10 protein-coding genes are annotated in these 13,914 nt (G+C 69.9%); 8 read left to right on the top strand and 2 right to left on the bottom strand.

The window, feature by feature from the left end:
* Positions 1-28: 28 nt before the first annotated feature.
* The 7 genes from D187_RS00755 to D187_RS00785 all read left to right on the top strand — a co-directional run bounded on the left by D187_RS00755 (position 29) and on the right by D187_RS00785 (position 8,573).
* Complete coding sequence (locus D187_RS00755) at positions 29-1,018, top strand: efflux RND transporter periplasmic adaptor subunit (RefSeq protein ID WP_002629617.1); 990 nt, start codon at positions 29-31, stop codon at positions 1,016-1,018.
* Positions 1,005-3,230, top strand: a complete 2,226-nt coding sequence (locus D187_RS00760; RefSeq protein ID WP_002629618.1) for a peptidase domain-containing ABC transporter — start codon at positions 1,005-1,007, stop codon at positions 3,228-3,230. Before D187_RS00755 ends, D187_RS00760 begins: the two co-directional genes overlap by 14 nt.
* Before the next feature lie 81 nt (positions 3,231-3,311).
* Entirely contained in the window at positions 3,312-4,835 is a 1,524-nt protein-coding gene (locus D187_RS00765; RefSeq protein ID WP_002629619.1) for a sensor histidine kinase, read from the top strand.
* A 253-nt stretch (positions 4,836-5,088) separates the two neighbouring features.
* A complete protein-coding gene (locus D187_RS00770) occupies positions 5,089-5,667 on the top strand; it encodes a hypothetical protein (protein WP_051256154.1) in 579 nt (192 codons plus the stop codon).
* Positions 5,664-6,578: a DUF3396 domain-containing protein gene (locus D187_RS00775; RefSeq protein ID WP_002629622.1), complete on the top strand. Its 915-nt coding sequence runs from the start codon at positions 5,664-5,666 to the stop codon at positions 6,576-6,578. Before D187_RS00770 ends, D187_RS00775 begins: the two co-directional genes overlap by 4 nt.
* 8 nt (positions 6,579-6,586) lie before the next feature.
* Positions 6,587-7,666 (top strand): alpha/beta hydrolase, encoded by a 1,080-nt coding sequence (locus D187_RS00780; protein WP_245591577.1) that lies wholly within the window; start codon positions 6,587-6,589, stop codon positions 7,664-7,666.
* 217 nt (positions 7,667-7,883) lie between these two features.
* A complete protein-coding gene (locus tag D187_RS00785) occupies positions 7,884-8,573 on the top strand; it encodes a response regulator transcription factor (protein WP_002629624.1) in 690 nt (229 codons plus the stop codon).
* A gap of 13 nt (positions 8,574-8,586) precedes the next feature.
* Here D187_RS00785 and D187_RS00790 read toward each other — a convergent pair whose 3' ends face one another.
* Positions 8,587-9,282, bottom strand: coding sequence for a class I SAM-dependent methyltransferase (locus D187_RS00790; protein ID WP_002629625.1), 696 nt, complete (start codon positions 9,280-9,282; stop codon positions 8,587-8,589).
* Positions 9,283-9,415: 133 nt separating this feature from the next.
* Here D187_RS00790 and D187_RS00795 point away from each other — a divergent pair, with 133 nt between their 5' ends.
* Positions 9,416-10,993, top strand: a complete 1,578-nt coding sequence (locus tag D187_RS00795; protein WP_002629626.1) for a hypothetical protein — start codon at positions 9,416-9,418, stop codon at positions 10,991-10,993.
* Between the two features lie 89 nt (positions 10,994-11,082).
* Here the strand turns inward: D187_RS00795 and D187_RS49245 are convergent, their stop codons facing one another.
* Positions 11,083-13,896, bottom strand: coding sequence for a Kelch repeat-containing protein (locus D187_RS49245; RefSeq protein ID WP_002629627.1), 2,814 nt, complete (start codon positions 13,894-13,896; stop codon positions 11,083-11,085).
* Positions 13,897-13,914: the final 18 nt, after the last annotated feature.

Raw genomic sequence — 13,914 nt, forward strand, 5'->3', positions numbered from 1 at the left:
CGCGACCGCGCGAAGAGAGGACACGCTCGTGGCTGAGAGCAGCTCCGGACAAGACGCTCCGGCGACGCCCGCGCCGCCTCCGCCCGGGAGCATCTACCGGCAACAAGCCCTCCAGGAGCACGCCAACCCCCGCGTGGACAGCGAGCTGTTGCGCCTGTCGCCGGAGTGGTCCCGGTGGACCTACTGGATCCTGCTGCTGGTAGTGACGGTGGGGTTGCTCTTCTGCGCCCTGGGCACCGTCAACGAGTACGCCGCCGGGCCCGCCGTGGTGCGCGTGGAGGGCAAGACGGAAGTCACCGTGGACGTGGCCGGCCTGGTCACCTCCGTGGAAGTCGAACCCGGACAGCGCGTCGCCGCCGGCCAGGTGCTGGTGCGGCTCCAGGCACAGGAGGAGCGCACGGCCCTGGAGCGCATCGAGCGCGAATTCGAGTTGCAGCTCGCCCGCGTCCTGCGCGACCCGAGCGACCAGGCCGCGCGCCAGGTGCTCACCACCCTGCGCGCCGAGCGCGAGCAGGCCCAGGCCCGCCAGGAGGCGCGCACCATCCGCGCCGCGCGCGCGGGCGTGGTCAACGACTTGAGGGTGCGGCCCGCCCAGTACGTCCAGCCCGGCGAGAGTGTCGCCTCGCTCCTGGACGAGGACGCCCAGGCCTCGCTCGTCGCGCTGTTGCCGGGCAGCAGCCGCCCCTTCCTACGGCCCGGCAAGTCGCTCCGGATGGAGCTGGAGGGCTTCCAGTACCAGTACCGCGAGCTGGTCATCGACTACGTGAGCGACCAGATCGTCGGCCCCGCCGAGACGCGCCGCTACCTGGGCCGGGAAATCGCCGACGCGCTGCGCCTCGACGGGCCCCAGGTGCTGGTGCGCGCGCGCCTGCCCGCGTCGACCTTCCGCCGGGACGGACAGACCTTCAACTACGTGGATGGAATGACGGCCCGGGCCGAGGCCCGGCTGCGCGCGGAGAGCATCCTGGTGATGCTCGTCCCCGGGCTCAAGGCGCTGTGGAGCGATGACACCGACTGAACCCAAGCCCAATGGCCTGCTCGACCGCTTCCCGGTGCTGCGCGAGTTGCAGGCGCGGCTGCGCGAGCACCGCGTGCCCGTGGTGCGACAGCTCTCGGCCACCGAGTGTGGCGCGGCGTGCCTCACCATGGTGCTCAACTACCATGGCCGCGCCATGCGCCTGGAGGAGGTGCGCGACCTGCTGGGCCCCCAGCGCGATGGCCTCTCCGCCCTGCAACTGCTCCAGGCCGCGCGCCGCTTCGGCCTGCGCGGCCGCGGCGTCTCGCTGGACAGTGACTCGCTGGAGTATCTGCCCACCGGCGCCATCCTCCACTGGCGCTTCTCCCACTTCGTCGTCTTCGAACGGCTGGGCAAGCACGGCGTGGACATCGTGGATCCGGCGCTCGGCCGGCAGCGGCTCCCCATGGAGGAGTTCCTCCGGGCCTTCACCGGCGTCGCGCTGCTGCTCGAGCCCGGAGACCACTTCGAGACGAGCACGGAGGGCCCCCGGCGCACGTCGCGCTACGTGAAGGAGATCCTCCGGCAGTCGGACTCGCTCTCGCGCGTCCTCGTCGTCTCGTTCATGTTGCAGCTCTTCGCGCTGGCCATTCCGGCCCTCACCGGGCTGGTGGTGGACCGGGTGGTGCCGCGGGGAGACCAGCACCTGCTGCTCGTGTTGAGCCTGGGACTGGCCGCCATCGTCGTCTTCAACCTGATGGCCTCGCTCATCCGCGGCCACATGCTGGTGGAGCTGCGCACGCGCATCGACTCCAGCCTGTCGCTGGGCTTCCTCGAGCACCTGGTCAGCCTCTCCTACGCCTTCTTCCAGGTGCGCTCCTCGGGCGACCTGCTCGCGCGCATGAACACCAACGCCGCCGTGCGCGAAATCCTCTCCTCCACCGCCGTCTCCGGCATCCTCGACGGCTCGCTGGTGCTCATCTACCTGGTGGTCATCTTCATCGCGAGTCCCCCGCTCGGGCTGCTGGTGCTGGGGCTGGCGAGCGCGCAGGTGCTCATCTTCGTGCTCTCGCGCAAGCCGCAGGGCGAGTTGATGGCGCGAACCCTGGAGATGGAAGCGCGGAGCCAGGGCTACCAGGTGGAGCTGCTCACCGGCATCCAGTCGCTCAAGGCCTATGGCGCCGAGCACCGGGCGGTGCAGCACTACGCGAGCCTGCTGGTGCGCGTGCTCAACGTGAGCCTGCAACGCGGCCACCTGTCGGCCTGGGTGGACGCGCTCAACGGTACGCTGCGGCTGGCCTCGCCCCTGGTGTTGCTGTGCGTGGGCACCTGGCGGGTGCTCCAGGGGGACGCCACCCTGGGCACCATGCTGAGCCTCAACGCGCTCGCCATCGGCTTGCTCTCGCCCCTGGCCAACCTGGTGGCGACGGCCAACCAGTTGCAACTGCTGGGCAGCTACATCACCCGGCTGGACGACGTGCTCGACGCCCCTCCGGAGCAGAGCGCCACCCAGACACGCGCCTCGCACGTGCTGCGCGGCGGCATCGCGCTGGAGGGCGTGTCCTTCCGCTACGGCCCCATGGCCCCCCTGGTGGTCAAGGACCTGTCGGTGCACATCGCCCCCGGGCAGTTCGTCGCCATCGTGGGCCGCTCCGGCGCGGGCAAGTCCACCCTGGCCAACCTGCTCATCGGCCTCTATCCCCCCACCACCGGACGCCTGCTCTACGACGGGGTGGACCTGGCCTCCATGGACTTGCAGTCGGTGCGCTCGCAGATGGGCGTGGTGCTGCAGGACGTGGCGTTCTTCAGCACCAGCGTGCGCGCCAACATCGCCATGCTCGACCCCGAGGTGCCACTGGCCGCGGTGGAGGAAGCCGCCCGGGCCGCGCAGGTGCACGAGGACATCATGGCCATGCCCATGCGCTACGAGACGCCCATGGTGGACCGGGGCGCGGCGCTCTCCGGCGGCCAGCGCCAGCGCCTCTCGCTCGCGCGCGCCCTGGTGCGCAAGCCCGCCGTGCTCCTGCTCGACGAGGCCACCAGCTCGCTGGACGCCATCACCGAGCGCAGGGTGCAGGAGGCACTCGCCGGGCTGCGCTGCACGCGCATCGTCATCGCCCACCGGCTGAGCACCGTGGTGAACGCGGACCTCATCCTGGTGATGGACGGCGGCCAGCTCGTGGAGTCGGGCACCCACGCGGAGCTGCTCGCGCGCGGCGGCCTCTACACCGCCCTCGTCCGGGCCCAGCTCGACTCCTCGGACCGCGCCGCGTGAGCCCCGAGGCGGGGTGAGACACCGCCGCACACCTCGGCGCCCACGAGCGTCCCGCCCCGGGGGGAGGTAGAGAGGGGAGCCGTGGCCACCCACCCGCCTCCCATCATCCTCAGTTTCCGGCGCACCTTCGCGCTGCTCATCGTCCTGGTGGTGCTGCCCTCGGCCGGGCTGTCCGGCTTCGGGGTGGTGGCCATCATCAACGAGCGCGCCGCCGTGGAGAAACGGCTCCAGGCCGCGTGGCAGGGGACGCTGAGCGCGCTGGCGGAGGAGCTGCCCGCGGTGCTGCGCGCCGCGAGCTTCCAGCAGGTCAACGGCCAGATGTGGCTGGTGGACGCCGAGGGCCGCCGCCTGTCCACCCGCGACTCGTTCCAACTGGAGGGCAAGCAGGTGCGCACGAGCGATCAGGAGCTCGCCGCGGCCCTGACGGCGGTGGAGTCCTCGTCCGAGGACTTCCCCCCGGGCACCTCGCTCTTCTCGCTCATGGTGGGCGGCCAGGCCACGCTCATCGCCGCCGAGCGCGACGGCCCGGTGGTGCACGGCTCGCGCGTCTCGCGGGAGGCGGTGGAGGCGCTGGTCGCCGAGCAGGCCGAGGCCCAGATGACGTCCGGAGAGCCGGTGCGCTTCGTGCTGCTCGCGCGCCAGGAGCCCGGGAGCGAGGGCCTCATGGGCAGGCTCGCCTCGGAGGTGGCCCAGGCGCGCGCCAGCGCGCTCGGGCCCCAGGTGCTCGCCGAGCGCACCCTGCCCCTGCCCCTGCAGGACTTCCGGCTGGGCGTGGTGCCCACGGGGGAGGATCCCGTGGCGCGGGCCTCCACGCGCAACCGGCTGGTGTACGGGGTGCTGCTGGCGCTCTTCTACCTCACGCTCACCTTCGGCGTCGTCTACACGGGCCGGGTGCTCTACCGCGAGGCGCGGCTGTCGCGCATGAAGACGGACTTCGTGTCGCTGGTGAGCCACGAGCTGCGCACCCCCGTCACCTCCATCCGCATGTTCATCGAGACGCTCGCGCTCGGCCGCGTGCGGGACGAGGCGCAGACGCAGGAGGTGCTGCGGCTGCTCACCCAGGAGACGGAGCGGTTGAGCACGCTCATCGAGCGCGTGCTGGACTGGTCGCGCATCGAGAGCGGCCGCAAGGAGTACCACCCGGAGACGGTTCCCGTGTCCGAGGTGGTGGACACCGCCGTGTCCGCCTTCCGCGCCCAGCACCTGGAGGGAGACGTGCAGCTGTCCGTGGAGATGCCCGACACGGCGACGCCGGTGCACGTGGACCGGAGCGCCATTTCCGGCGCCCTGCTCAACCTCCTGCAGAACGCCTACAAGTACAGCCGGGAGGACAAGCGCATCCAGCTCACCGTGCGGGCGAACCGGAAGTGGGTGGACCTGACGGTGGAGGACCATGGCGTGGGCATCGCCCGGAGGGACCACCGGCGCATCTTCGAGCGCTTCTACCGGGTGGACAACCTGCTCACCCGGCGCACCGAGGGCAGTGGGCTGGGGCTCGCCATCGCCCGGCGCATCGTGGAGGCGCACGGCGGCTACATCACCCTCAAGAGCGAGCTGGGCAAGGGCAGCCGCTTCACCATCCAGCTCCCCGTGGAGAAGGTTTGAATGAGCCCGTTGGAAGCGAAAAGAGAGTGCCCGAGGCTCCGGACCCACTGGCTCCTGGCCGGAGTTCTGGGGCTGAGCGCCTGCGCGGGAGTGCCCGGCCGGGGAGTCCCAAGCCACCAGGCCCTGGACTCGGTGAGCGCTCAGTGCGTGCGAGACCCCTTGTCTTGCGTCTTGCTGAACGGAAAGACGATCGCCATCGGTTCCGTATTGGCGGTAGGGGCGGGCGCATCGGCGGGAGTGGCGCTGAAGGTGCTTGGACGACAGGGCGCGGCTCTCGCTCAAGAAGGAGATGGAAGAGTGCGCGGATCAGGCACGCACGGACGTGTTGCTGCAGCATGGAGGCGTATTCGCGCGCCCGGTGCCCAGCCCCGCGGAGTGCAAGCGCCTGACTGTGGATGCGCAGGGCCGGAGCGTCACGTGGGCCATCCGACTGGGATTGGAGATGCACGAGGCCGCCTTGCGGTGCGCCCAGATGAAGCTGGAGAGGATTCGTCCAGGAGGGTTCAGCCTCGAGCCGCGCTACCGCTTCAATCGGGAGACGAAGGAGAAGGAGTTGATAAGTCCCGAGGAAAAGGCTGCCCTGCTACGCCAGGGAGGAGAGGGCTTGAAAGGCACACTGGAACCCGATGTCGTCATCCACTCAGGAGATCCGCTCCAGATCCAGGTAGTCTTCGACTTCAAATTCCGGTGTGTGAATTTCGATGAAGCGCCCAAGTGGAGGGAATATCCCGAAGGACACCACTACGCGGGCTTTTCTCAAGGAAGAATTTATCGAGAGGCTTTTGGAGAACACGTTGAACTGATTGGGCCCCGGACAGGAGTTTTCCGATGACCGAGCGCTACCCCCGAATCCGTTTTCAGGACAAGTTCAGTGGTGCGTGGCTCCGCGATGGATTGCGGTTCGACTTCTACATGCGCCAGCGCCACACGGAGATGGCTCGGGCGGTGTTTCAGTCGATGGAAACCTACATCCGCGCGGTAGGCTCGGAAGCACTCAGCATTTATGTCGATGAAGAAGGAGATTGGCAGGAACTCGACGAATCGGGCTGGTCGCTCATCCAGCGCAAACTGTTGGAGTACACGTGGCCTCGCGTGATCCTGGGAGGGTCATCGCCTGGCAGCCCAAACAACAACCGATTCGAGTACTACGGGAGCGGACGGGTCGATGTCCCCGGATGGAGAGGGGCGGACAAGGAGACGTGTGTAGCCTCGTTCTGGCTGCCCACTGAATACCTGGAGACCCATGGGCCAGAGCATGTGAGGGCGTTGGCGCTGGAGCTGGCGACCCCGTTGCCCTGGTGTTCGGGCAACGGAGGTCTGGCCATCCTGGCCCCCATCCATCTCATGGGGATGACCAGGGAGGTCTACGAGCGCTGCATGCGCTACCCAGGCATGGACATCCCCGATGTGGAAATCTTCTCGAGCACTATCGGCACGCGCATCCGCGGCCCCTCGTGGCTCACCTTCCTGGGTCAGCCGGTGCTCAGTGCATTGGGGGGGGTGGAGGCCCTTCGCGCCCGGCTGCATACCCCGGGAACCACCGTCCAGGCCCTCGAGGGAGAGCGAGCGGTGGTGACACTCGGAGAGTGGCCCGAGGCGGGCGACCGCGAGCGTGGCCTCACCTTGCCCGCCTATCGAGAGCTCGCGCGTGTCCTGGAGCCCTGGCTCTATCTCGAGCACCGGCTCCACCCTGACTTCCCGCCCGAGGCGCTGCGTCAATGGGAGCGCCGTTTCCTCGAATGAGCCATGGAGTGACACGCCCGAGTTCCGCGCCCTCCCGCGCTTCGTGGCTGCTCTTCGCCCTGGGTCTCCTCCTCGGTCTCCTGGCCGTCCTCCTCTTCGTGACGGCCTGCCTCATGGGAGCGTCCCCCTCGGGTTGGGGATACGTGGTGGGTGGACTCCTCCTCTCGGTGGGGCTGCTCACCAAACGCTGGAGGCGATGGCGGGGACTGACCCGGGCGGGACTCGGCCTGCTGCTGCTCATCATCGGGGCGCGGCTCCTGCTGACGGAGCGGCGAGAACTGCGCACCCTCCGGCTGCCGGACGAGGGCTCCCGGTGGGTGAACCGGCTCGTCGAGGAACGAGATGGAACACTCCTGGCGGCCCATGCGCTCCTGCGCTCCGGGCGAATCCCCCGCGCGGATGCTCATGACTTCGTGCCCGCCCTGGAAGCGGCCTTCGCCCGGCTGCGCGACGCGCAGGGCCCGGTCGCCACGCCCGCCGTCGCGACCTGGCTCGGGCTGCAATCGCCCGAGTCCTTCGATGCCGTCGTCATCCCTCCCCCAGGGAAAGCCGCACCCGAAACCGCCGTGGTGTTCCTCCACGGCTACGCCGGCAACTTCGCCGTCTACTGCTGGCAGATGGCACGCTCGGCCCAGGCCATCTCCGCGCTCACCGTCTGTCCCTCGGTGGGCCCAGCGGGGGATTGGGGATCACGCCAGGGCGAGGACACCCTCGAACGGACCTACGCCTGGCTCACCAGGCGCGGGGTGCGGCGGGTGTACCTCGGTGGCCTGTCCAACGGAGGCGTGGGCGCGAGTGTCCTCGTGCGGCGGGCCGCTCATCCGGGACTGGAGCTCCGGGGCCTGTTGCTGATCTCCGGAGCCGAGACGAAGGCTCCCCTGCCCCATGTCCCCATGCTCCTGGTCGAGGGAAAGCGCGACACCATGATGCCCGCGCGCCTGATGCGCGAGCTCGCCCGGCGAGAGGGCCGCCTCGCCACCTACGTCGAGGTCGACAGCGGCCACTTCGCCTTCCTCGACCGCCATGAGGCTTGTGAGAAGGCCATCGCCTCGTGGTTGCTCGACAGGGAGCGCCAGGCGCGTCCCTGAGTCCCCACCGCGATGACACGCCGCGACAGGAAACGGGGCCACACTCGGCGTGACGAAGCACTGACACAGACCCGCTAACTGTCGAGCGCTCCTAATCGGGAGGACAATCCACCGTGCCATCACCTCCAGGGTTCATGGGTTGGGACTGGCCATCGCCCGGCGCATCGTGGAGGCTCCGGGGCCGCCGCTTCACCCCTCAACTCCCCGTGGACAAGGCATGAGCGACAAGCCACGACGCATCCTGGTGGTGGAGGACGACCTGGCCATCCTCACCGGTCTCTCCATGAACCTGCGCTTCGAGGGCTATGAGATCCTCCAGGCCCAGGATGGCCGGCAGGGGCTCGCGCGCGCGCTCGACGAAACGCCGGACCTCGTGGTGCTGGACGTGATGCTGCCCGAGCTCAACGGCTTCGAGCTCCTCAAGGAGCTGCGCCAGCGCGGCCGGGACACCCCCGTCGTCGTGCTCAGCGCCAAGGGCGCCGAGATGGACAAGATCGTCGGGCTCAACCTCGGCGCGGACGACTACGTGGTCAAACCCTTCGGGCTCCAGGAGCTGCTCGCGCGCATCAAGGCCGTGCTGCGTCGGCGCTACCCGCCCGCCACCCAGGCCCCCGTGGGCTTCGGCGACGTGCAGGTGGACCTCACGGCCAAGACCGTGACCCGCGCCGGCCAGCCCGTGGAGTTCACCGCGCAGGAGTTCAAGCTGCTCGCCCACTTCCTCGCGCACCCGGGACGCACCTTCAGCCGCGAGGAGCTGCTCAGCGCCGCCTGGGGCTACGACTACGAGGGCAGCGCCCGCACCGTGGACAACTTCATGCGCCAGCTGCGGCTCAAGCTGGAGCCCGATCCCGAGGCCCCCGTGCACTTCCTCACCGTGCGCGGCCTCGGCTACCGCTTCGATCGCTGAGTCCCGCCTGCCCTCACCCGTCCACCACGCCGATGTGGTGCGCATCCGCCGGATCGAACGGCTTGCCGTCGAACCCTCCGTAGCGCTCGCGGGGCGTGAGCCCACAGGCCTTCATCGCCTCCTCCAGTTCCTCCCACGAGAAGGGCTTGAACTTGAGGCGGTGGATGCCCGAGGGGGCACCGGGCCGCTTGCGCTCGCGCAGGTGGAAGGAGAAGACGGGCCGGCGCGGCTCGAGCGCGGCGCCCGGCTCCTCCTCCGAGGGACGACCAGGCTCGACGGGGGGGTTGAGCACGTCGTAGATGAAGAGCCCCTCGGGCCGCAGGTGGTGGCGCACCGTGGCCAGGCAGGCCTCCAGGTCCTCGTGCGACGCCATGAGTCCCAGGGCATGTTGCGGCGCGAGCACCACCGGGAAGCGCTCCTCCAGCCGCAGCGAGCGCAGGTCCGCGTGCAACAGCCGCACCCGGCCCGACACCTCGGGCGACTCCGAGGCGCGCGCTTCCTCGGCCGCGTGGATCATCCGCTCGGAGGGGTCCACCCCGAGCACCGCCAGGCCCGCCTGGGCCAGCGTCCACGGCACCCGCCCGTTGGCCGCGCCCAGCACGAGCACGGGCCCACCCTGCGCCTGGGCCTGGCGCGTATAGAAGAGGAGATCGGGCTCCTGCCCGACGAGGGACAGCGGCGTGCGGCCGCGCGTGTCGTTTCCGGCCATTGCACCCGGCGTAGCACGGTTGGCGGCACGAAAGGGCATCCAGTCTGCCCCTCGTGGGCAATCTCCTACCCACCCGGTGTCGCCGAGTCGACGCATGGACCGGACTCCACGGACGGTGGGAGTGGCACCGCACTTGCGAGGCAAGGAGCCTGGAATCGCCACGGAGGCGTTCCAACTCTTCAAGGGTGGGCAGGACATGAAGGCTGGATGGCGGTGGGCGGCGGCGGTGGTGGCGACGGGCGCGGTCTGGACGGGCTGCACGCAAGAGCCCAACAAGAGGGACGTCTCGGAACAGAACAACCCGGGCCTGGACTCACCCAAGCCTGGAACTCCCCAGGACGGCCCGCCCACGGCTCCGCCCGCTCCCGTGCCCGACACGCCCGCTCCCGTGCCCGACACGCCCACGCCCGTGCCCGACACGCCACCGACTCCCACCACGCCGCCGCCTCCCCCGGAAGCGGCCATCGACTTCCCCACGGTCCCGGGCTGGACGTTCTACGGCACCCAGCACGGAGGCCCCCGCCGCATCTATGGGGTGTCCGCGGACGAGGGCGGCAACGTCTGGGTGGCCGGCGGTGAGGATGGCCTCTTCGTGCTGCGTCCGGGGGCGACCACCTTCCAGCGCTTCACCCTGGAGCATGGCCTGCGCCCCTACGGCTACATGCCGGACGGCAGCGCGCCCATGGGGGAGAAGTACCTCAAGGTCATCTCGGTGGCGGGCGGCCCCGCGGACACCGTCTTCGTGGGCTACGAGGGACGGCCCGGCAAGGGCGACGAGCACTGCGAGAACAACTGGGATGGCTCCCGTCCGGATCCCTCGCGCTACAAGAGCGGGGACGCGGACAAGGTGACGCTGCGCGCGGATGGCTCCCTGGCCGTCGTCCACTACGACATCTTCTCCGGCCCCGGCATCGTGGCCGCCGAGATGCGCGGGCGCGAGAAGCTCTGCAGCATCCTGCGCATCGCCTATGACAAGAACACCCAGAGCGTCTGGTTCGGCGGCAACCACGGCTTCGCCCGCGGAGACGCGAACTACCAGGGTGACCCCACGTGCAATGGCCAGCTCAACTGCTCGGGCGTGATGGAGCACGTGCACCCGGCCATCAACGCCTACCCCGACATCCTGCTCACCGACGCCTACTACGGGGTGTCCGTCCACTCGAGCGGAGACGTGCTCTTCGGCGGCGCCAACCGCTCCACCCGCTTCCTCTACGGCACCACGGGCAACGACTACTGGGAGGCGCAATCCAGGACCGAGGACTCGCCCTACGTGAGCAACCGCATCGACATCTGGCCGGACCTGGTGGGCGAGGGCAGCACGCCCAAGCCGGCCGAGCGCGATGACGACAACGTGTCCGCCATGTCCGTGGTGGGAGACACCGTGTGGGTGAGCTCCTTCACCAAGGGACTCGCGCGGATGAACGTGAACGGGGGGGACGTGCAGCACGTGCCGCTCGGCGAGAAGGCCCTGTCCGCGGTGGAGGCCAGGACCGCCGATGGCAGCGTGTGGGTGGGCGCCCGGTGGCTGGGGCTCGTCTACCGGCTCCAGGGGGGCGCGGTGAAGACCTATAGCTGCTCGGAGTTCGGCCGGCGCCTGTGCAGCAGCCGCGTCTCCGACATCAAGGCGGATGGCCACCGCGTCCTCGTGGCCTTCCTGGGCAGTGACGAGAACCACGTGCCGGGTGCCCTCGGCATCTACACCGGCCACTGAGTCCCGCCCCTCGAGGGCCACAGGAACACGGAGGGCGCGAGCGCCCGGGATGCGTCCCGGACTCCTCGCGCCCTCCGCGCATGCGCGGACTACGGACGGTAGTACTCGGCCGAGGCCTGATCGTGGTTGCTGGCCCCGCCCACCACGAGCACCGTGCCGTCGGGCAGCGGCGTGGCCGTGTGCTGGTAGCGATCCACATACATCGAGGCCGTCACCGACCACGTGCCCGTCGCCGGGTTGTAGCGCTCGGCGGCGTACTGGATGCCCGTATGCTGATCGTAGCCACCGGCCACCAACACCTCGCCGTTGGGCAGCAGCGTGGCCGTGTGAAAGCGGCGCGGCGACTTCATGCTCCCCGTGGCCTTCCACGTGCCCGTGGCCGGGTCATACAGCTCCGCCGCGGCGCTCAGGACGGCATCGACGCCCGCCCCGCCCACCACCAGCACCTTGCCACCCGACAGCAGCGTGGCCGTGTGCCAGGCACGTCCCGTGCTCATGCGCCCCGCGCTCGTCCACGTTCCCGCGGCCGGATCATACAGCTCCGCCTCGGGCACGAGCGTATTGCCCTCCGCGTCGGGATTCGGCTGGAGGCCGCCGCCCGTCACCAACACCTTGCCGCCCGGGAGCAGGGTCATGGTGTGGAAGCCGCGCGCATGCGTGAGGTCCCGCGTGGGGGACCACGTGCCCGTGGCCGGATCATACAGCTCGGCCGATTTCAACGCGGGCCCACTCGACTCCGAGCCGAAGCCACCGGCCACGAGCACCTTGCCGTTGGGCAGCAACACGGCCGCGTGGTTGAAGCGCGGCGTGGAGAGCCGGCCGGTGGCCTGCCACGTGCCCGACGCCGGGAGGTAGAGCTCGGCGGAGGGTCGGGTGGTGGAGCTGGTGCCCCCCGCGATGAGCACGCGGCCGTCGCTCAACCGGGTGGCCGTGTGGCCCCGGTGGGAGCCCAGGTTGCTGCCCGTGGCGGAGAAGGTCCGGGTGGACGGGCTGTACAGCTCGGAGGAGATGTTGAAGCCACCGGTCACCAACACCCGGCCGTCCTCCAGCAGGGTCGCGGTGTGGGACAGGCGGGGCTGCGCCATGCTGCCCGTGAGCGTCCATCCCGTCTGGGGCGCCTCGCACGCGCTGCTCGGCGTGACGGTCACCTTGCGGGTGGCACGGCCCACGTTGCCGGACGCGTCCTGGGCCGAGTAGGTGAGGACATAGGTGCCCGGCACCTGGGTGTTGACGGCGCCCGAGGCCGTCACCACCGGAGACGAGGCCTCTCCGTTGTCACAGAGATCCGTGGCCTGAACCCCCGCCTCCACATAGGGCGTGCCGCACGCGAGCGTCTGCGTCGCCTCGCCCACCAGCGTCACCGTGGGCGCCGCCGTGTCGAGCACCCGCACCTGGGTGGCGCACGCGGACGTGTTGCCGGAGCTGTCGAAGGCCTCGTAGCCCACCGGGTACGGGCCTCCCACCGGGAAGGAGGTCGTCCCCGTGGTCCGCTGGTAGCCGTACTCGCACACATCGGACACGACGGGCTCCGGAACCTCGACGGGGGTGAGGCGCCCGGTGCACTCCACCGCGAGCTCGGGCGAGCAGTCGATGCTCGGAGGCGTGGTGTCGGTGACGGTCACCCGCGCCGTGCAGCTCGCGCTCAGGCCCGTGGCGTCCGTGCACGTCAGCGTGACCGCGGTGGTGCCCAGCGCGAACGTCGCGGACGGCGTCTGGGTGCAGCCCACCATGTCTCCATCCGGATCCGACGAGCCATCGTCCACGCTGCCGGTGGCGCCGCACGTGGTGGTGGTGGGCAGGAGGAGATCCTTGCACCGGGCTACCGGAGGACGGGCCAGGGCGCGGCAGGAAGCGCTGCAGGAGCCCGAGCCGTTGGCGGCCCCCGTGTCGCACTCCTCGCCCGGGTCCACCACGCCATCTCCACACCACTGCGTGCGGCACACCGCCGAGCACGGCGTGCCCGGTACGCCATTCTGCGGGCCCGTGTCGCACTGCTCGGGGTACTGCACCAGGCCGTCACCGCAGCGCACCGGCGCCGCTCCGCGCGCCAGCACGTACGGCACGCCGTGCGAACCATCCGGGAAGTCCCGGGAGCCCGGCCAGCGCCCCCCGCTCGGCGGATCCAGCGCGATGACGAGCGGGGTGAAGTCTCCCTCCGGATAGGAGAGGAACACCTCATGCACCGAGCAGGCCCAGTTGGACAGCACCTCGTCCGTCAGGCCCGCGAGGGCCTCGTGCGAGGCGACGATGTGCGCGTCGTTGTAGGACGACTCCTTCTTGCAGTTGGCGCTCGTCCCCGACACCTGGAAGGAGCCGAAGGGGCTGAGCACCGGCACCGGCGTCGGGGAATCCGTCTCGTAGTAGTAGCAGCTCAGGCCCGCGTACATGCCCGTCTTGCCCGCCTCGGCGGCGGCGAACTGCACGGCGTTGAAGGTGACCTGGTTCTGCTTGTGGTAGACGGGGTCGGTGCCCACGACGATGACGTTGCCGTCGACCACCGGGCCCCAGATGTGGCGCGTCTCCTCGGCGGCGAGCAGCAGGCCCGGCGCGACGCTACAGGATTTGTCTCCCAGGACGAGGGCACGGTAGGAGGCGAAGTCCGCGGCGGACAGGGACCGCCACTCCTCGTCGGAGGCGAGCGTCACCTCGTACCCCAGCTGCCTCGCCACCTGGGCCTCGATGCTGTCCGTGCCCCTGGAAACGGTGCTCGCCAGGATCAGCACCTTGTTCAGGCTGTGCAGCCCCCGAGCGGGTGTCTCCAGGGCCTGGGTGGCCGTCTCCGGCTGGGAGGGCACGAGCGACGCGTCCTCCCCTTCCGGCTGCGTCACCCCACTGCAAGCCGCGAGGAACAGGACACTCAGGGCCATCCACATCCGGCCGCGCAGGCCATGACGACACTTCATGCGGGTCTCAGAGCGCAT

Origin of the sequence: Cystobacter fuscus DSM 2262, assembly GCF_000335475.2 — a bacterium.
In the GTDB taxonomy this organism is placed as follows: Bacteria; Myxococcota; Myxococcia; order Myxococcales; family Myxococcaceae; genus Cystobacter; species Cystobacter fuscus.